We start from the raw sequence: 17,834 nt of genomic DNA, 5'->3' as shown, positions 1-17,834 counted from the left end.
GCGGCGGCACCGGGGCCTCGTCAGGGCAGCACGATCTCGAAGTCGGGGTCGCCCGGGTCGAGCACGCCGAGCAGCGAGCTCAGCACCTGCGGATCGCCGGTGGTCTCGATTCCCGGCGAGGCGAGGTCTCCTCCGACGAGCCCGAGAAGCCGTTGCTTGGTGAGGCGCACGACGACCTGGGCGTCCTCGGTCGGGGCCTTCTCCTCCGGCACCAGCACGCCGTTGCGCAGGGTGAGCATGAAGGCCCGCTCCAGGTCGGTGAGGACGACTCCTATCGTCAGGTGCAGGTCCCACGCATGCGGTCCGTCGACGGTGATCGCGATGGCATCGAAGATCTGCTCGGGGGTGAGCTGCGCCATGAGCTCGGGGGCGGCGGTAGCGACGGGCGTCCCGAAGCTGCCTTCGCGCAGCTCCACGGCGCCTGAGAGGAAGAAGTTGCGCCAGGTGCCGTTCTCCGACCCGTACCCCAGCTGCTCGAGGGTGTCGGCGTAGAGCTCCCGCGCCACCGCGTTGTCCGGGTCGTGGAACACGGCGTGGTCGAGCAGCGTCGCGGCCCACCGGAGGTCGCCCTCGTCGTACGCCGTGCGTGCGAGCGCGAGGACCTCCACCATGCCTCCCATCGCGGCGACGTAGCGGTCCGCGAGCGCCTGGGGCGGGTGCGGCCACAGCCGTGCAGGGTTGCCGTCGAACCAGCCCAGGTACCGCTGGTAGATCGCCTTGACGTTGTGGCTGACGGAGCCGTAGTAGCCGCGGGCGCCCCACGTGTGCTCGAGGGCGGGAGGCAGGGTGATCGCCTCGGCGATCTCGGCGCCCTGGAGACCCTTGTTCGCCATCCTGAGCGTCTGGTCGTGCAGGTACTTGTAGAGGTCGCGCTGGGCGGCGATGTACTCGACGACCGTCTCGCGTCCCCATGTCGGCCAGTGGTGCGAGGCGAACATCACCTCGGCGCGGTCGCCGAAGAGGGCGAGCGCCTCGGTGAGGTAGCGGGACCAGACGTTGGGGTCCCGCACGACAGCGCCGCGGAGCGTCAGGATGTTGTGAAGGGTGTGGGTGACGTTCTCCGCCATGCACAGCGCCGCGTAGCGCGGGAGGAAGAAGTGCATCTCGGCGGGCGCCTCGGTGCCGGGAGCCATCTGGAACTCGATCTCGACGCCGTCGACGGTCACCTTCTCCCCCGTGGCCCTCACCTCGTGGGTGGGGAGGACGATGCCGGGGTGGCCCGTCGAGGTGGTCTGGCCGAGGCCGGCGCCCACGGCGCCGTGGGGCCCGCGTGGGAGGCTCGCGCCGTACATGTAGCCCGCGCGACGGGACATCGCGGTGCCGGCGTAGACGTTCTCGGCGATCGCGTGCCCGACCAGACCCTCGGGAGCGAGCACCTGGACGGCGCCCGACGCCGCCTCCTCCGCGCTGACGAGCCCCAGGGCTCCCCCGAAGTGATCGAGGTGCGAGTGCGTGTACAGCAGCGCACGGATCGGCCTGCGACCCCGATGCTCGGTGTACAGGTCGAACGCGGCCTTCGCCGTCTCGCGGGAGATGAGCGGGTCGACGACGATCACGCCGGTGTCGGTCTCGATGATCGACATCACGGAGAGGTCGAAGCCGCGCACCTGATAGATGCCCTCGACGACCTCGAAGAGGCCGTGCTTCGCGTTGAGGATCGATTGCCGCCACAGGCTCGGATGCACGGTCTCGGGCGCGTCGCCGCTGAGGAAGTCGTAGGACCCGAGGTCCCAGACGACGTTGCCGTCATCGTCCTCGATGACGCTCGCCGAGGTGGTCCCGAGGAAGCCTCGGTCGGCGGCCTCGAAGTCCGCGGTGTCGTCGAACGGCAGCATCGCGGACTGGGCCGCGTGCGCCAATCGAACGGTGGGGATGGGATCGTTCTTCAGCATGATGCGCCTCGCTCTCGACGACGAGAACTGCCCTCTCGACAAGAGTCGCCCTACGACCTCGACCGCGCAACCGGCGGCCACCGTCGCACAACGGCTAGCGTGAGGAGCAGGGAGGACGCGACGCGTACCAGCCGGCCGCGCCGCACCTCGCTGGGAGGAGACCGCCATGGGCGCAGTCGTCGGAGCGGTGCTGCCGCTCGCCCTGGGGATCGCGATCAGCCCGATCCCGATCATCGCGGCGATCCTCATGCTGCTGTCTCCCCGCGCGAGAGTGACGAGCGTGGGCTTCCTGATCGGCTGGGTCGCGGGCATCGTCGTCGCCGTCACCCTCTTCACCGCGCTCTCGTCGGTGCTGAACGGCGACGACTCCGAGCCCTCGCCCGTCGCGGGCTTCGCGAAGCTCGCGCTCGGCGCGCTCATGGTCGCCGTGGCCGTCACGCAATGGCGCGGTCGTCCCGGCCCCGGCGAGGAGCCCGAGATGCCGAGGTGGATGGGCGCGATCGACCACATGAGCCTCCCGGCCGCGCTCGGGATGGGCGCACTGCTGTCGGGCGTCAACCCGAAGAACCTCCTCCTTGCCGCGAGCGCGGGCGTCGAGATCGGCACAGGCACGATGGACACCGCGCCCGAGGGAACAGTCGTCGTCGCGATCCTCGTCTTCACTGCGCTCGCCGCCTCGACCGTCGCCATCCCGGTGGTCGGCTACCTGATCGCGCAGGAACGCCTGCGCGGACCCCTGGACTCCCTCAAGGGCTGGCTCGGCGCCAACAACGCCACGATCATGGCGGTGCTGATGCTGGTGATCGGCGTCATGCTCATCGGCAGGTCGCTCGCTCAGTTCTGAGACCGACTGCGCCTTTTCGGTCCGTGACCGCTCCCAGGCCGTACGCTGACCCCGTGACCGACATCCCCACGCCCTACGAGGACCTGCTTCGCGACGTGCTGGCCACCGGGACGCCCAAGGGCGACCGCACCGGCACCGGGACGCTGTCGGTCTTCGGCCGCCAGATCCGCTTCGACCTGAGCGAGGGCTTCCCCCTCATCACCACGAAGCGCGTGCACACGAGGTCGATCGTCGGCGAGCTGCTGTGGTTCCTGCGCGGCGACACCAACGTGCGCTGGCTCCAGGAGCGTGGGATCAGCATCTGGGACGAGTGGGCCGACGCCGAAGGCGAGCTCGGTCCGGTCTACGGCTACCAGTGGCGCTCGTGGCCGACGCCGGACGGCAGGCACATCGACCAGATCGCCGAGGTCGTGCAACAGATCCGCGACAACCCTGACTCGCGCCGCCTCATGGTCTCCGCGTGGAACCCCGCGGACGTCCCGTCGATGGCGCTTGCGCCGTGCCACGCGATGTTCCAGTTCTACGTGGCCGACGGCCGGCTCTCATGCCAGCTCTACCAGCGCAGCGCGGACCTGTTCCTCGGGGTCCCGTTCAACATCGCGTCCTACGCGCTGCTCACGCACATGATCGCCGCGCAGACGGGGCTCGAGGTCGGAGACTTCGTGTGGACGGGCGGCGACTGCCACATCTACTCGAACCACATCGAGCAGGTCGAGCTGCAGCTCTCGCGTGAGCCGTTCCCCTACCCCACGCTCCGCCTCGCTCCCCGGGACAGCCTGTTCGACTACGACATCGACGATGTCGTCATCGAGAACTATCAGCACCACCCGGGGATCAAGGCGCCCGTCGCCGTCTGAGCGTCGGCACATCGAGGAGGAACAGATGTCAGAGGACCGTGCGGCCATCCACGCGATCTGGGCTCAGGCCCGCGACGCGCACGGACGGCCGGTGATCGGCCTCGACGGCGGGATGCCCTGGCACCTTCCCGGCGACCTCAAGCACTTCCAGTCGCTCACGCACAACGACGCGGTCGTCATGGGGCGCCACACCTGGGAGTCGCTGCCGCCCCGCTTCCGGCCGCTGCGCGACCGCTTCAACATCGTCGTCACGACCCACGAGGCTCCCAAGGGAGCCGCGTCCGCATCGTCCCTGTCCGCGGCGCTCGAGCTCGCCGAGGACGAGGACCCGGGCACGGACATCTGGATCATGGGGGGCGCACGCCTCTTCGCCGAGGCGCTCGGCGTCGCCGACACGCTCGAGATCACGGTGATCGACCTCGAGGTCGAGGGCGACACGTTCGCCCCTGAGATCCCCGAGAGCGAGTGGAGGGTGGTCGCGACCTCGGAGCCGCAGCGCGACGAGGACGGGCCCGAGTATCGGTTCGTCACCTACCACCGCGTCTGACGGCACCCGCCTCACCCGCGGCCCCGCGCCCGAGTGCCAGGATGAGCCCATGACCTGGAACGTGCCCGCGCGCATCGAGACCGAGCGCCTCGTCATCCGGCGCTACGCGCGCACCGACGCGGAGGCGCTCGCGGCGGTCGCCTCACGCAATCGCGAGCATCTTGTGAGGTACCTCCCGTGGGCCCGATACGAGCCTCAGACCGCCGAGCAGCGCATCGAGTACATCGCCGTGACCGACACCGACTTCGATGAGGGCCGCGACTACACGATGGGGATCTTCGCGCGCGAGACCGGCGAGCTTGTCGGCGGCACGGGGTTCCATCCCCGGAAGCGGCCCGTCGACCACGTCGAGATCGGCTACTGGATCGACGCGGCAAGGCAGGGCCAGGGGCTCGTGACCGAGACGGTCGCGGCGCTGACCCGGGTCGCGCTCGAGCTTCTCAAGGTCCCGTTCGTCGGCATCGTCCACGCGCCGACCAACGCGCGCAGCGAGGCGGTCCCCGAGCGGCTCGGATACGTCCGCCAGGCGCCTCTCGATGCCCCGACGTGCACCGATGGCGACCGGAAGGTCGTTCCGGTCGCATGGCAGGCGACTCTCGAGCACCTCCCCGCCACGCCGGTGGCCGCGACCCCTCGCCCGACGGTGTTCGACGCCGAAGGAATGCGGATCACGTGGCCCGCCTGACCCTCGACCCCGCCCGCCAGCAGGCGGTCTCGGTGTCGATCGCGACAGGCGCGTACGGGCTCAGCTTCGGCGCGCTGTCCGTCGCGGCCGGGCTCGACGTCTGGCAGACGGCCGCGCTGAGCCTGCTCGTCTTCTCGGGCGGTTCGCAGTTCGCGTTCGTCGGGGTGCTCGGGGCGGGCGGCTCCGCCGCCGCTGCGGTCGCCACCTCGACCTTCCTGGGGATCCGCAACGGCTTCTACGGGGTCGCGCTCGCCGAGGTGCTCCGCCCGATGCGGGGCGCGCGGCTCGCGTGGGGCGCGCAGGTCACGATCGACGAGTCCACCGCCGTCGCCCTCGCGCAGCCGCACGACGACCTCCCGGCCAGGCGCGCCGGCTTCTGGTGGACAGGCGTCGGCGTCTTCGTGCTGTGGAACGCGATCACCGTGCTCGGGGCGCTGCTCGGCACGCGGATCGGCGATCCCGCGGACTGGGGCCTCGACGCGGCCGCGGGCGCGGCCTTCCTGGGCCTCGTGTGGCCGCGCCTCGCCTCTCGCCGTGCGCAGGCCGTGGCAGGAGCGGCCGCGGTGCTCGCGCTCGCGCTCACGCCCCTCGTGCCGGCCGGCGTACCCGTCCTGGCCGCCGCGCTCGTCGGCGTGGTCGCGGGCTGGGCGCCCCACAAGGGCGAGGCGGTTCCCGAGTGACCCCCTACGCGTGGACATGGGCCGCGATCGTCGCCGCCGGGCTGCTCGCGTGGCTCACGAAGATCGCGGGCCACACCGTGCCCGAGCGAGTCGTGCAGAACCCTCGCATGCACCGGATCGCGGCCTTCGTCACCGTCGCGCTACTCATCTCGCTCGCGGCCGTGCAGACCTTCACGACGGACGGCTCCCTCGTGATCGATGCGCGGCTCGCCGCGATCATCGTGGCCGCGGTCCTGCTGTGGCGGCGCGCGCCGTTCCTCGTCGTCGTGGCTGCGGCGGCGGCCGTCGCCGCAGGTCTGCGCGCTCTCGGCTGGGGCTGATCTCCACCACCGCGCGCCGATCCACACCGCCGGGACCACTCTGCCTCTAGGCTCGGGGCATGAGCGCATCCCCGGCCGACACCGTCCGCCCCGCCCGCCCCGGAGACGAGTCCGCGATCGCCCGCATCCAGGTCGGAGCATGGATCGCCGCGCTCGGCGAGCGCCTGGGTCCGCGACGGCACAGCGCTTTCGACGTCGGCGCTGTCGAAGCGGGATGGAAGGACGCGATCGCTCAGCCGCCCTCGGAGGGCCACCAGGTGCTCGTCGCCCTCGGTGACGATGGGGAGATCGCGGGCTTCGTCGCCTGCGCGCCTCCCAAGGACCTCGTCGCTCTCGAGGTGGATCCGGGCAAGCGTCGGCAGGGTCACGGTTCGCGGCTGCTCTCCGCCGCCGCCGACCACATGCGGTCGCAAGGGGCGCAGACGATGCGACTGTGGGCGCTTGAGAAGGACACCGTGCGATCGGAGTTCCTCGAGACCGCGGGCTTCGCTCAGGCCGGCATGCGCCGCGAGCTCGATGGGCCAGGCATCACGATCCCCGAGCAGCTCTGGCACACGGACCTCACGCCCGAGGCCTGATCCGACGCGACCCGGCCGGCGCATCGTCCCTGTTCCAGAGACGACCCGGCCAGCGCATCGTCCTCAGGACCGGCGGCGCTCCGCGCGGAACAGCGAGGCCGCATGGCCGAGCGCCCGACGTGCCATCCGCTTGTCCCCGCTCGCCTCGTACGCATAGCCGACCTGGAACCATGACGCCCAGTCGTCCGGATTGTCGTCGACCACGCGCCGCGCGACCTCGAAGGCAGCCTCCGCGCTCTCGGGCGCGACACGACCGGACGGCATGCGCTCGAGATCGTCGACGGGAAGCCGTCCCTGCGACTCGAGCCGGGTCGACATCCTCTGCACGGCGACGCCGAGCCGCCACTCCATCGCGAGCCACCAGATCGCGAGCGCCGGCAGCACGAACAGCGCGATGCCGATCGCGACGCCGATCGGCTCACCGGATCCCAGGAAGGCGAGCGCCTGCTGGCCGACGTACGCCGAGTACATCGCGACCAGCACCGTCATCGCGACGGCGCCGAGGAACGCCGGGCGGCGCATCAGCCTCACAGGCTCAGGTATCCGTCGAGCCCGACCGTGAGACCGGGGTGCGAGGCGACCTCGCGGACGCCGAGCAGCACGCCGGGCATGAAGCTCACCCGGTCGAAGCTGTCGGTGCGGATCGTGAACTGCTCCCCCGGGTTGCCCATGAGCACCTCCTCGTGCGCGACGAGACCGCGCAGGCGGACGGCATGGACGTGGACGCCGTCGACGACCGCGCCACGAGCCCCGTCGGGATCCTGCGTCGTCGCGTCGGGAGAGGGGGCCACTCCCGCGGCCGCTCGCGCCGCCGCGATGCCGGCGGCGGTGTGACGGGCTGTGCCCGACGGCGCGTCGACCTTGTCGGGGTGGTGGAGCTCGACGATCTCGACGGACTCGAAGTACGGTGCGGCGATCGCTGACAGCTTCATGGCAAGCACGGCTCCGAGCGCGAAGTTCGGCGCGATCAGCACTCCCACTTCGGGGCGCTCCTTGAGATGGTCCTCGACGCGGGCCAGGGCGTCGGCGGTCCAGCCAGTCGTCCCGACGACCGCGTGCAGCCCGGCATCGATCGCCGCGTGGACGTTGGCCTCGGTCGCCGACGGGACGGTGAAGTCCACGACCACGGACGCGCCCGCGCGGGCCGCCTCCGCCACCGCGTCACCCGCGTCGAGGGACGCGACGAGAGTCAGTCCCTCGGCACCCTCGATCGCCTGGACGGTGGTCTTTCCCATGCGCCCGGAGGCGCCCAGCACGGCGACGGAGATCATGCGTCGAGCGTACCGGGCGCCTCGGGCGTCGGGATTCGTCGGGGCGTGTCAGCCACCCATCTGCGGCATCTGGCCGCCGCTGAATCCGCCGGAGGGCATCTGCATGCCGGAGCTGTCGCTGCTCGAGTCGGAGGAGTCGTCGCTCAGGCCCGAGAGCAGTCCGCTGCTCGAGTCGTCCGTGCTCTCCTCGTCGTCCGAGGTGACGTCCGTCGTGAGGTCGGCGAGGACGACCACGTCGCCCTCCTCGAGCCCCGAGGTGACCTCGGTGTACTCGGCGCCGATCGCACCGGTCTCGATCTCGGTCTCGACGGCCTCGCCGTCGTCGCCGACCACGAGCACCGTGGCGTCGCCAGCGGCGTCGGTGATCGCCGAGGTCGGCACCACGAGGACGTCAGTCGAGCCTGCCACGGTGATCTCCATGCGGGCAGCCGCGCCGATCCTGATGTCGATGCCCGGGTCGGGCACGGCGATCGTGACCGCGTAGGACTGCGAGTAGGTGTTGCCGGAGTTGACGTTCGACACGCTGGAGACGGTGCCCTCGACGACGTCGCCGCTCGCGGTGAGGGTGATCTCCGCGTCCTGACCGACCTCGAGCAGCTGCGCCTCCGTGAGGCTCACCGACAGCTCGACGAGATAGGTGTTGTCCGCGACGATCGTGATCACGGCAGAGGTGTCGTTCGCGCTCACGGAGTCGCCCTCCGCGAGAGCCACCGAGACGACCTCACCCGCGACGGGCGCGGTGAGCTCGGCGTACTCGAGCTGCTGCTTGGCGACCTCCAGGGCGGCCTTCGCGGCAGTGACGTCAGCCTTGTCCGCGAGGATGTCGGCCGCGCTCGGAGTGTCGTCCTCCTCGGTGGTCGCGCCGCTCGTGGAGTCGCCGCCGGTCATCGTGGAGTCGTCACCGGTCATGGCCGAGTCATCGCCCGCCATCGCCGAGTCGTCGCCCGCCATCGCCGAGTCATCGCCCGCCATCGCCGAGTCATCGCCCGCCATCGCCGAGTCGTCGCCGGCCGTGGCCGAGTCATCGCCCGCCATCGCCGAGTCGTCGCCGGCAGCGGTGTCGTCGCCGGCCGAGGCGGAGCTGTCCGAGTCAGCGGAGGAATCGTCGTCCGACGAGCTGGCGTCGTCGTCCGACGCCTCGTCGGCCGCGGCGGCCTCCTCGATCGCAGTCTGAAGAGCCGCGACCGCGTCGTCCAGCGCATCGGCGTAATCCATCAGGAGAACCTGCGCGTCATAGGCGTCGTTCGAGGCATCGAGCGCGGCCGTGGTCGCGGTCTGGCACGCCTCGAGCGCGGTCGCGATATCGTCGGCGGTCGCGCTCGCGTCCGCGGACGTGTCCGTGAACGTCTGGCACGCGGTCGTGGCCGCGTCCCCATAGTCAGCCGCGTCGTCGAGCAGGTTCTGCGTGATCTCGTACTGGTCGAGGAGCGCGGTCTGCGCCGCCTCGAGCGCCTCACGAGCCGCCGTCACGGCCTCGTCCTCAGTGCTCGTCGTCGTCGTGGTCGTCGTGGCGGTCGAGGCCTCGAGGGCCGCGGTGGCCGCGTACACCGCGGTCGTGTACGCGACCGTCGTGACGTTCGCTGCCGAGTCGTCGTCGGAGTCAGAGTCGGAGTCGGAGTCGGTCGAGTAGGAGGCCGTCGACGTCGACGAGCTCGAGCTGCTCGACGAGTCGCTCTGCGCATCGAGGTCGTCCGCGAGCACCTCCTTGGCGTCGGCCAGCGCCTCCTTGGCATCGGCCACAGCGTCCTCGAGGTCCTCGGTGTCGAGCGTGGCGAGCAGGTCGCCGGCCTCCACCTCGTCCCCGACGGACACGTCCACCGAGTCGACGGTGCCGTCGACCTGGAACGCCTCGTCGTACTGGCTGGCCGACTCGATCGAGCCGGTCGCCGACAGCGTCTGCGTGACGTCACCGGTCTCGACGGTCGCGGTGCGATACGTCGCCGAGGACGACGAGGCGCCCGTGAGCAGCGTGCCCGCCACGAGGCCGCCGACTGCGACCGGCACGACCGCCAGGCGCCACTTCCAGCGCCTCGCGAGATCCATCGCCTGCGTGCTCATCACTCCCCGCTCTCGTCCGTCGGCGCGTCGCCGCTGGGCATCCCGCCACCCATGCCGCCGCCGAAGCCGGAGGTGGTCACGCAGCCCTCGTCGTCCGCGCTGAACACGTAGATGTCGGTCGCCGCGTAGTTGCCCGAGTCGTCGGACTCGCCCGTCGCGGTCATGCACATGCCGACCTCGATCGCGTCGGAGTCCGCATCCTCGGTGCCCGTGATGGCCGAGTCGTCGTCGATGTCGACCGTGGTCTCATCGCCGTCGGTCGTCTCGACCGTGAGCGTGGCGTCGCCCACCGCCGTCACGGTGCCGTTGACCATCGAGGTCGTGTCGAAGTCGCCGCCACCGGCCATGTCCGTGGGCATGTCGGTCGGCGCGTCGCCGTCCGCCGCGGCGGTGGGCATGTCCGTCGGCATGTCGCCGTCCGCCATGTCGGTCGGCATGTCGGTCGGCGCGTCGCCGTCGGCCATGTCGCCTCCGCCCATGCCGCCGCCCATCGCGGTCGCGCAGCTGCCGTCATCGTCGGCCTCGGTCACGGAGATCGTGCTGGCCGTCGTGCCGTCGTCCGCGAGCGTGACGACGACGCACGCGCCGGTGTCGATGTCCGCGAGGGAGATCTCGACCTCCTGGGTGATGGTCGTGTCGTCGGTCCAGGTCACCGCGGTCTGGGACGAGTCGTCCTGCACCTGCGCGGTGTCGTCGGACACGTAGGAGATCTCGCCGGTCAGTCCGGACGCTTCGGGCATCGCCGCGTCAGCGCCGTCGTCCGCTGAGGTCTCCGTGCCGGCGGAGGCCGAGGCCGAGGCCGTCGTGTCCGCGTCGCTCGAGGAGCAGCCTGCGAGCAGGGCGGCAGTGCAGCCGAACGCCACCACGGCGGTCAGGGTACGGGTCTTCATCTTCGGTCGTTCCTGTTCTCTCACGGTCATTACGGTTGTCATGTCGGCGGTCACTGGTCTCGAAGGGCGTCGATCGGCGCCAGCTTGGCGGCGCGGGCCGCGGGGTACACGCCGAAGATCGCGCCGATGCCGACCGCAACGACGATGGACACCACCAGAGCCAGGCCGGAGATGACGATCGTCGATCCGAGGACGGTGGGCAGTGCCAGCGCGAGGCCGACGCCGATGAGCGCGCCGATCGCGCCACCGGCCAGACCGAGGATCATCGCCTCGATCAGGAACTGGTTGCGGATGTTCGCGGGCGCGGCGCCGAGGGCCTTGCGCAGACCGATCTCCTTGGTGCGCTCGGTGACCGACACCAGCATGATGTTCATGACCCCGATGCCGCCGACGAGCAGCGCGAGGGCCGCGATGCCGGTCAGGAGGATCGTGAGCTTCTCGTAGACCGCGGTCGCGGTCGAGATCAGGGAGTCCTGCGCATCGATCGAGAAGTCGGCGTCATCGGCGCTGCTGATGCCGTGGAGGTTCAGCAGCAGCGCGGTCGCCTCCTGGGACGCGGCGCTGAGCGAGTCGGAGTCGTTCGCCTTGATGTAGATGGTGTCCACCGACTCGGTCGACGTGGTGTCGTCGATGAGGGACTCGAACATCGTCGTCATCGGCACGACCGCCATGTCATCGAGCGACGTGTCGCCTGACGAGCCGGCCTCTGCGAGCACCCCGATGACCTCGAACGTCTCGTCATCGATCGTGACCTCCTGGCCCACGACGTTCGTCGAGCCGAAGAGCTCCGTGGCGGTCTCCGTGCCGAGCACGATGACGTTCGCGCCGGAGGTCTCCTCGTCCTCGGTGAAGAAGCTGCCGTAGAGGAGCTCGCGGGACCGGACCTCGGTCCAGCTCGTCGACGCTCCCGTCACGTCGGTGGTCCAGTTGGTCTCGCCGTACTCGAGGGACAGGCTCTCGGTCTTCTCGGCGGCGACCGCCGCGGCGTCGGGCACCGCGATGATCGAGGCGAGCGCCTCGGCGTCGGTCAAAGTGAGCGTGTCGCCCGTGCCGAAGCCGCCCTGCATGCCGTCCTCATCCGTGGACGATCCGGGCGAGACGATGAGCAGGTCGGAGCCGAGCGCGGAGATCTCCTCGCTCACGTCCTTCTGCGTGCCGAGTCCGAGCCCGACCGTCAGGACGACGGAGGCGATGCCGACGACGATGCCGAGCATCGTGAGGGCGGAGCGCATCTTGTGCGCGCGGATCGCGCTCAGCGAGCTCTTGAAAAGGTCTGCGGGCCTCACTTGGCGATCTCCGTCCCGGCGCCGACGAACTGACCGTCGGTGACGTTGTAGATGGTGCCGGCCCTGCGTGCGACGTCACCCTCGTGAGTGATGAGCACGATCGTGCTGCCCTCCGCGTGAAGGTCGTCGAGCATGCCGAGGACGTCCTCGGTGGACTTCGAGTCGAGGTTTCCGGTCGGCTCGTCGGCGAGCACGATGGCGGGCTCGGTCACCAGCGCGCGCGCGATGGCGACGCGCTGCTGCTGACCGCCCGAGAGCTGCCCCGGGTGGTTGCGGTACCGGTCGCCCAGTCCGACGCGTGCGAGCGCGGCCATGGCCCGCTCCTTGCGCTCTGCGGGCGAGACGCCCGCGTAGACGAGCGGGAGCTCGACGTTGCCGAGCGCCGTGAGGCTGGACAGCAGGTGGAACTGCTGGAACACGAAGCCGATGCGACGGTTGCGAGCCGAGGCCAGCGCGTTCTCGTCCATCCTGGAGACGTCCTCGCCGGCGAGGATGTAGTCGCCGGTCGTGAGCACGTCGAGGCATCCGAGGATGTTCATGAGCGTCGACTTGCCGGAGCCGGACGGGCCGACGATCGCCACGTACTCGCCCGGATAGATCTTGCAGTTGATGCCACGGAGGGCCTCGAACTCGATGTCGCCCGTGTGATAGGTCTTGCGCGCGGCGTTGAGCTCGATCACCGGGGCGATCTCATCGAGCCGCTCGCTCTGAGTGAGGGTCATGGAAGGTCCTTGTCTGAGTGGATCTGGTCGGAGGTGCGTCCGGGCCTACTGGCCGGGCATCCCGCCGGCCGGGGCACCACCCATGTCACCGCTGGGCATCTGACCGCCACCCATCTGGCCCATCGTGTCGCTGGAGTCGTCCGTGCTCGACGAGTCGGAGCCGTCCGCGGAGGCGGTCGTCGTCACGGCGATCGACTCGCCCTCCTCGAGGCCGTCGGTGATGATCGTGTAGCTGTCGATCGCGTCGCCGAGCGTGACCTCACGGGTCTCCTCGTTGCCCTCGTCGTCGACGACCGTCACGGTCGAGACACCGTCGGTCGTCGTGATCGCGTTGGTCGGGATGGCGAGCACGTCCGCCTCACGCAGGTAGACGATGTCCGCGGTCACCGAGGTGCCCTCGTACAGTCCCTCGACGTCGTCGGTGACCTGCAGCTCGACCGAGTACGTCGCGGTGCCGCCCGTGGTCGTGGGCAGGTTGGCGATGTCGGTGACGATGCCGTAGAACTCCCCGTCCACATCGTCCGAGGTGAAGGTGACCTGGTCGCCCTCCTCGATCTGCGCGACGTCGTCCTCACCAAGGCTGACGGTCACCGTCCACTCGTCCTGTCCGACGATCGTGACGCCGCTCGAGCTCGACGTGGACGTCGAGGTGCTCGTGGCCGTCATCGTCGAGCTCGATCCGCTGGAGGAGCTCGAGCCGCTCGAGACGACATCGCCGACCTCGTAGGGCTGCGAGGTGAGGAGCCCGTCCATGTCTGCGACGAGCTCGGCGTCGCTCATCGCATCCTTGGCGTCCGCGACGGAGGCCTTGAGGACCGCGACCTGGGACTCGGCGGCCTCGATCTGGGCCTCGCTCGCGTCCGTGCCGTCGTCGGCGTCCTCAAGGTTGGACAGCGTCGCCTTCGCCTGCGCGAGCTCGGCCTTCGCGGACGTCAGCGACGCGGTGAGCGACAGGGTGTCGATCTCGGCGATGACATCGCCCTCCTCGACGTAGTCGCCCTCCTCGAAGTAGACCGCGGTGACCTCGCCGGAGGCCTCGAAGGCGAGCGAGTCGGTCGACACGGCCGCGAGGGTGCCGTCGGCCTCGACCGACGACTCGAGGGTCTGCGTGCTCACGGTCAGCGTCTGCTGACTCGCGTCATCCATGCCGTCCATCGCGAAGGCCTGCTGGTCGGAGCCGCTGCTCGGGCCCCACAGGTACATCGAGCCGACGCCGAGTCCGGCACCGGCGACCAGCGCCGTGGTGGGGATCACCCACTTGCGCGCGCGGTTCCAACGGAAAGTGATCTGGGGCATGGGCCGTCCTGTCGGTCGTGACGTGGTTTCCGTGTCACAACCTAGGAAGGCAATCTAAGAAAACGCTAAGAAACTGCTGGGCGCATCCAGGCAATCGCAGAGTTCACCCAGAGGACACCTCGGAAGGCTCCGAGGACGCGCCGAATCGTCCCGTTGGTCCTGGTTCACCCCCTGCAAGGCGGGCTGAACGACCAGGAGGAGCCCTCCTAGCGTGCAGGCCCGACGCGCACCACGGCGCGGTCCCGCGAGGCGATGTCGGAGGCCAGGGCGGCCACATCGTCCGCGGTCACGGCATGCACCTGGTCGAGCATCTCCCCGATGCTCCACAGCTCCCCGAAGGCCAGCTCGGCCTTGCCGAGCCGGGACATCCGCGAGTACGAGTCCTCGAGCCTCAGCACCATCGACCCCGCGATCTGGCCCTTGGCACGGTCGAGCTCCGCCGCGGTCACGCCCTCGGCCATCCGGTCGACCTCGACTCCCATGAGGCGTTCCACCTCGGGAGCCTTCGCCGGGGTGCAGGCGGCGTACACGCCGAACAGCCCGGTCTCGGCGCTCGGGGCGCCGAAGGAGTAGACGGTGTAGGTGAGCCCGCGCTTCTCGCGGATCTCCTGGAACAGGCGCGAGCTCATCCCGCCGCCCAGGATCGCGTTGTAGACAGCGAGCGTGTTGCGGCGCTCGTCGTTGGCGCGGAAGCCGCGCGTGCCGAGGAGCAGGTGCGACTGCTCGAGCTCCGAGCGCACCACGTCGATCTCGGGAGTGTGGACGGACTCGACCGGAGCGCTGGGGTCGCGCCGGCTCACCGGCGGCGCCGCGGTCGTCAGGTCCCAGCCGCCCTCCTCGAGGGCGGACTGGACCAGCCCACAGACCACGTCGTGGTCCACTCCCCCTGCGGCCGTCACGATGAGGGTGCTCGGCGCGTAATGCTGCGTGTAGTGCTCCCACACCGCGTCGCGAGAGACGGACTCGATGATCTCCGGGGTGCCGCCGATGGGACGGCCGAGCGGGTGACCCCCGAGCACCGCCTCCGCGAAGCGCTCGTGGATGACGTCGCCCGGATCGTCCTCGTTCATGGCGAGCTCCTCGAGGATCACCCCGCGCTCCATGTCGAAGTCGGCCTGGTCGAGCTTCGCCGACGTGACCATGTCGAGGATGACGTCGATCGCCATCGGCAGGTCCGTGTCGATCACCCGCGCGTAGTAGCAGGTGTACTCCTTGCCCGTGAGCGCGTTCGACTCCCCGCCCACTCGGTCGAAGGCCTCGGCGATGTCGAGGGCGCTGCGACGCGCGGTGCCCTTGAACAAGAGGTGCTCGAGGAAGTGCGTGGACCCCGCGTGCTCGTCGGTCTCGTCTCGCGAGCCGACGCCGAACCACGCGCCGACGGTCGCGGACCGCATCCCTGGGATGTTCTCCGTGAAGACGCGCACGCCTCCCGGGAGGATGGAACGGCGGATCACGGCTCCGTGATCCTGCTCGATCGTGACCGAGCTTCCGGCTGTGGTCGGCGCCACCAGCGGCAGGACGTGAGGCATGGGAGCGAGCCTAACGCCGAAGGGGCGGCCCCGAGGAATCGGGACCGCCCTTTCGGTATGAAGAAGCGTGGCGATGGATGAGGCGGGAGGGTTACTCCGCGGCCTCCTCCGACGAGCCCTCAGCCGAGGCCTCCTCGACGACGCCGAGCGACAGCTTGCCGCGCGGGTCGATCTCGGTGATCTCGACCTGGATCTTCTGGCCGACGCTCAGGACGTCCTCGACGTTCTCCACGCGCTTGCCGCCGACGAGCTTGCGGATCTGCGAGATGTGCAGCAGACCGTCCTTGCCCGGCGAGAGGGAGACGAAGGCGCCGAAGGCGACCGTCTTGACGACGGTGCCGACGAAGCGCTCGCCGACCTCAGGCATGTGCGGGTTCGCGATCGCGTTGATCGCGTCGCGCGCCGCCTCGGCCGAGGGGCCGTCGACCGCACCGATGAACACGGTGCCGTCGTCCTCGATCGAGATGTCGGCGCCGGTGTCGTCCTGGATCTGGTTGATCATCTTGCCCTTGGGGCCGATGACCTCGCCGATCTTGTCGACGGGCACGCGCACGGTGATGATGCGCGGCGCGAACGGGCTCATCTCGTCGGGCTCCGAGATGGCCTGGGCCATCACGTCCAGGATGTGGAGGCGGGCCTCCTTGGCCTGGGTGAGCGCGCCGGCGAGCACCGAGGCGGGGATGCCGTCGAGCTTGGTGTCGAGCTGGATCGCGGTGACGAACTCGGAGGTTCCGGCCACCTTGAAGTCCATGTCGCCGAACGCGTCCTCGGCGCCGAGGATGTCGGTGAGCGCCGCGTAGCGGGTCTCGCCGTCCACCGTGTCGGACACGAGGCCCATCGCGATGCCCGCGACGGGGGCGCGCAGCGGCACGCCCGCGTTGAGCATCGACAGCGTCGAGGCGCAGACCGAGCCCATGGAGGTCGAGCCGTTGGAGCCGAGGGCCTCGGACACCTGGCGGATCGCGTAGGGGAAGTCCTCACGCGACGGCAGCACCGGCACGAGGGCGCGCTCGGCGAGCGCGCCGTGGCCGATCTCGCGGCGCTTCGGGGAGCCCACGCGACCGGTCTCGCCCGTGGAGAAGGGCGGGAAGTTGTAGTGGTGCATGTAGCGCTTGCGCGTCTCGGGGTTGTACGAGTCGATCTGCTGCTCCATCTTGAGCATGTTGAGCGTGGTGACACCCATGATCTGGGTCTCGCCGCGCTCGAAGATCGCGGAGCCGTGCACGCGCGGGATCGGGGCGACCTCGGCGGACAGCGGACGGATGTCGCGCAGGCCGCGGCCGTCGATGCGGACGCCGTCCTTGAGGATGCGCTGGCGCACCGACTGCTTGGTGACGGAACGGATCGCTGCCGACACCTCCTTCTCGCGGCCCTCGAAGGTCTCGGCGAACTGAGCCAGCGTCTCCGCCTTGACCTCGTCCAGGCGCGACTCGCGGGTCTGCTTGTCGGCGATCGTGAGCGCCTCGGCGAGCTTGCCGCCCGCGAACTCCTTGACGGCCTCGAGCACGTCGTCCTGGTAGTCCAGGAAGCGCGGGAACTCGACGGTCTCCTTGGCGGCCTTCTCGGCGAGCTCGATCTGAGCCTCGCACAGCGCCTTGAGGAACGGCTTGGCGGCCTCGAGGCCCTCGGCAACGACCTCCTCGGTGGGGGCCTTGGCACCCTCGGAGATGAGGTTGTAGGCGTCGTCCGTGGCCTCCGCCTCGACCATCATGATCGCGACGTCGTCACCCGCGATGCGACCGGCGACGACCATGTCGAAGACCGCGCGCTCCTTCTGCGAGTACTTGGGGAACGCGACCCACTGGCCGTCGATGAGCGCGATGCGCACACCGGCGATCGGACCCGTGAACGGCAGGCCGGACAGCTGGGTCGACGCCGAGGAGGCGTTGATCGCGAGCGTGTCGTAGGCGTCGTCCGGGTTGATCGCGAGGACCGTGATGACGACCTGGACCTCGTTGCGCAGGCCGGACACGAAGGTCGGGCGCAGCGGGCGGTCGATCAGGCGGCACGTGAGGATCGCGTCCGTCGAGGGGCGGCCCTCGCGGCGGAAGAACGAGCCGGGGATCTTGCCGGCGGCGTACGAGCGCTCCTCGACGTCCACCGTCAGGGGGAAGAAGTCGAAGCCGTCGCGCGGGTGCTTGCCCGCGGTGGTGGCGGACAGCAGCATCGTCTCGCCGTCCAGGTAGGCGGCGACAGAGCCGGCTGCCTGCTGAGCGAGGCGGCCGGTCTCGAAGCGCACCACGCGCTTGCCGAACGAGCCGTTGTCGATGACGGCCTCGGCGAACTGGATCTCGGGACCCTCCATGGGTCACCCTCCGTTTCGTGAAGGGCGTCCGAATGTCGGTCGTCGATCGAGGCCCACTCCCCTGCGTTGAGGTG

At 69.9% G+C, this 17,834-nt stretch carries 17 protein-coding genes; 7 read left to right on the top strand and 10 right to left on the bottom strand.

Features of this window, described 5'->3' with window-relative positions; all coding sequences use genetic code 11:
- Positions 1-20: 20 nt before the first annotated feature.
- The gene (locus tag AOP78_RS08205; RefSeq protein WP_062203068.1) at positions 21-1,892 is read right to left on the bottom strand and encodes an alkyl/aryl-sulfatase; all 1,872 of its coding nucleotides are present in this window, start codon (positions 1,890-1,892) and stop codon (positions 21-23) included.
- Positions 1,893-2,058: 166 nt separating this feature from the next.
- On the opposite strand from AOP78_RS08205, the gene AOP78_RS08200 reads away from it, so the two are divergent.
- The 7 genes from AOP78_RS08200 to AOP78_RS08170 are packed head-to-tail and all read left to right on the top strand — an operon-like array spanning position 2,059 to position 6,403.
- Positions 2,059-2,736, top strand: coding sequence for a GAP family protein (locus AOP78_RS08200; protein WP_062203066.1), 678 nt, complete (start codon positions 2,059-2,061; stop codon positions 2,734-2,736).
- A 53-nt stretch (positions 2,737-2,789) separates the two neighbouring features.
- Positions 2,790-3,593 (top strand): thymidylate synthase, encoded by an 804-nt coding sequence (locus AOP78_RS08195; RefSeq protein ID WP_062203064.1) that lies wholly within the window; start codon positions 2,790-2,792, stop codon positions 3,591-3,593.
- Between the two features lie 25 nt (positions 3,594-3,618).
- Positions 3,619-4,140 (top strand): dihydrofolate reductase, encoded by a 522-nt coding sequence (locus AOP78_RS08190; RefSeq protein WP_062203062.1) that lies wholly within the window; start codon positions 3,619-3,621, stop codon positions 4,138-4,140.
- Between the two features lie 49 nt (positions 4,141-4,189).
- A complete protein-coding gene (locus AOP78_RS08185) occupies positions 4,190-4,825 on the top strand; it encodes a GNAT family N-acetyltransferase (RefSeq protein WP_062203059.1) in 636 nt (211 codons plus the stop codon).
- Positions 4,813-5,505, top strand: a complete 693-nt coding sequence (locus AOP78_RS08180; protein ID WP_062203057.1) for an AzlC family ABC transporter permease — start codon at positions 4,813-4,815, stop codon at positions 5,503-5,505. Before AOP78_RS08185 ends, AOP78_RS08180 begins: the two co-directional genes overlap by 13 nt.
- The gene (locus AOP78_RS08175; RefSeq protein WP_174442382.1) at positions 5,502-5,825 is read left to right on the top strand and encodes an AzlD domain-containing protein; all 324 of its coding nucleotides are present in this window, start codon (positions 5,502-5,504) and stop codon (positions 5,823-5,825) included. The genes AOP78_RS08180 and AOP78_RS08175 overlap by 4 nt, the downstream gene beginning before the upstream one ends.
- A gap of 59 nt (positions 5,826-5,884) precedes the next feature.
- Positions 5,885-6,403, top strand: a complete 519-nt coding sequence (locus tag AOP78_RS08170; protein WP_062203055.1) for a GNAT family N-acetyltransferase — start codon at positions 5,885-5,887, stop codon at positions 6,401-6,403.
- 63 nt (positions 6,404-6,466) lie between these two features.
- On the opposite strand, the gene AOP78_RS08165 is transcribed toward AOP78_RS08170, so the two are convergent.
- The 9 genes from AOP78_RS08165 to AOP78_RS08125 form a co-directional block, all read right to left on the bottom strand.
- Positions 6,467-6,925 (bottom strand): hypothetical protein, encoded by a 459-nt coding sequence (locus AOP78_RS08165; RefSeq protein WP_160297610.1) that lies wholly within the window; start codon positions 6,923-6,925, stop codon positions 6,467-6,469.
- Positions 6,926-6,930: 5 nt separating this feature from the next.
- Positions 6,931-7,674 (bottom strand): 4-hydroxy-tetrahydrodipicolinate reductase, encoded by a 744-nt coding sequence (dapB, locus tag AOP78_RS08160; RefSeq protein ID WP_062203051.1) that lies wholly within the window; start codon positions 7,672-7,674, stop codon positions 6,931-6,933.
- A 48-nt stretch (positions 7,675-7,722) separates the two neighbouring features.
- A complete protein-coding gene (locus tag AOP78_RS08155; protein WP_062203049.1) occupies positions 7,723-9,732 on the bottom strand; it encodes an efflux RND transporter periplasmic adaptor subunit in 2,010 nt (669 codons plus the stop codon).
- The gene (locus AOP78_RS08150; protein WP_062203047.1) at positions 9,732-10,622 is read right to left on the bottom strand and encodes a hypothetical protein; all 891 of its coding nucleotides are present in this window, start codon (positions 10,620-10,622) and stop codon (positions 9,732-9,734) included. Before AOP78_RS08150 ends, AOP78_RS08155 begins: the two co-directional genes overlap by 1 nt.
- A 50-nt stretch (positions 10,623-10,672) precedes the next feature.
- The gene (locus AOP78_RS08145; RefSeq protein ID WP_152659461.1) at positions 10,673-11,908 is read right to left on the bottom strand and encodes an ABC transporter permease; all 1,236 of its coding nucleotides are present in this window, start codon (positions 11,906-11,908) and stop codon (positions 10,673-10,675) included.
- Positions 11,905-12,630, bottom strand: a complete 726-nt coding sequence (locus AOP78_RS08140) for an ABC transporter ATP-binding protein (RefSeq protein WP_062203045.1) — start codon at positions 12,628-12,630, stop codon at positions 11,905-11,907. Before AOP78_RS08140 ends, AOP78_RS08145 begins: the two co-directional genes overlap by 4 nt.
- A 45-nt stretch (positions 12,631-12,675) precedes the next feature.
- Positions 12,676-13,926 (bottom strand): efflux RND transporter periplasmic adaptor subunit, encoded by a 1,251-nt coding sequence (locus AOP78_RS08135; RefSeq protein WP_062203043.1) that lies wholly within the window; start codon positions 13,924-13,926, stop codon positions 12,676-12,678.
- Positions 13,927-14,132: 206 nt separating this feature from the next.
- The gene (locus tag AOP78_RS08130; RefSeq protein WP_062203041.1) at positions 14,133-15,455 is read right to left on the bottom strand and encodes a M16 family metallopeptidase; all 1,323 of its coding nucleotides are present in this window, start codon (positions 15,453-15,455) and stop codon (positions 14,133-14,135) included.
- Between the two features lie 91 nt (positions 15,456-15,546).
- Positions 15,547-17,760 carry a polyribonucleotide nucleotidyltransferase gene (locus tag AOP78_RS08125; protein ID WP_062203039.1) on the bottom strand — a complete coding sequence of 738 codons (2,214 nt, stop codon included), beginning with the start codon at positions 17,758-17,760 and terminating at the stop codon, positions 15,547-15,549.
- Positions 17,761-17,834: the final 74 nt, after the last annotated feature.

Origin of the sequence: Demequina salsinemoris, assembly GCF_000974805.1 — a bacterium.
Lineage (GTDB): Bacteria > Actinomycetota > Actinomycetes > Actinomycetales > Demequinaceae > Demequina > Demequina salsinemoris.
Note: the sequence above shows the minus strand (reverse complement) of the source record. Positions and strands in the feature narration are given on the sequence as shown.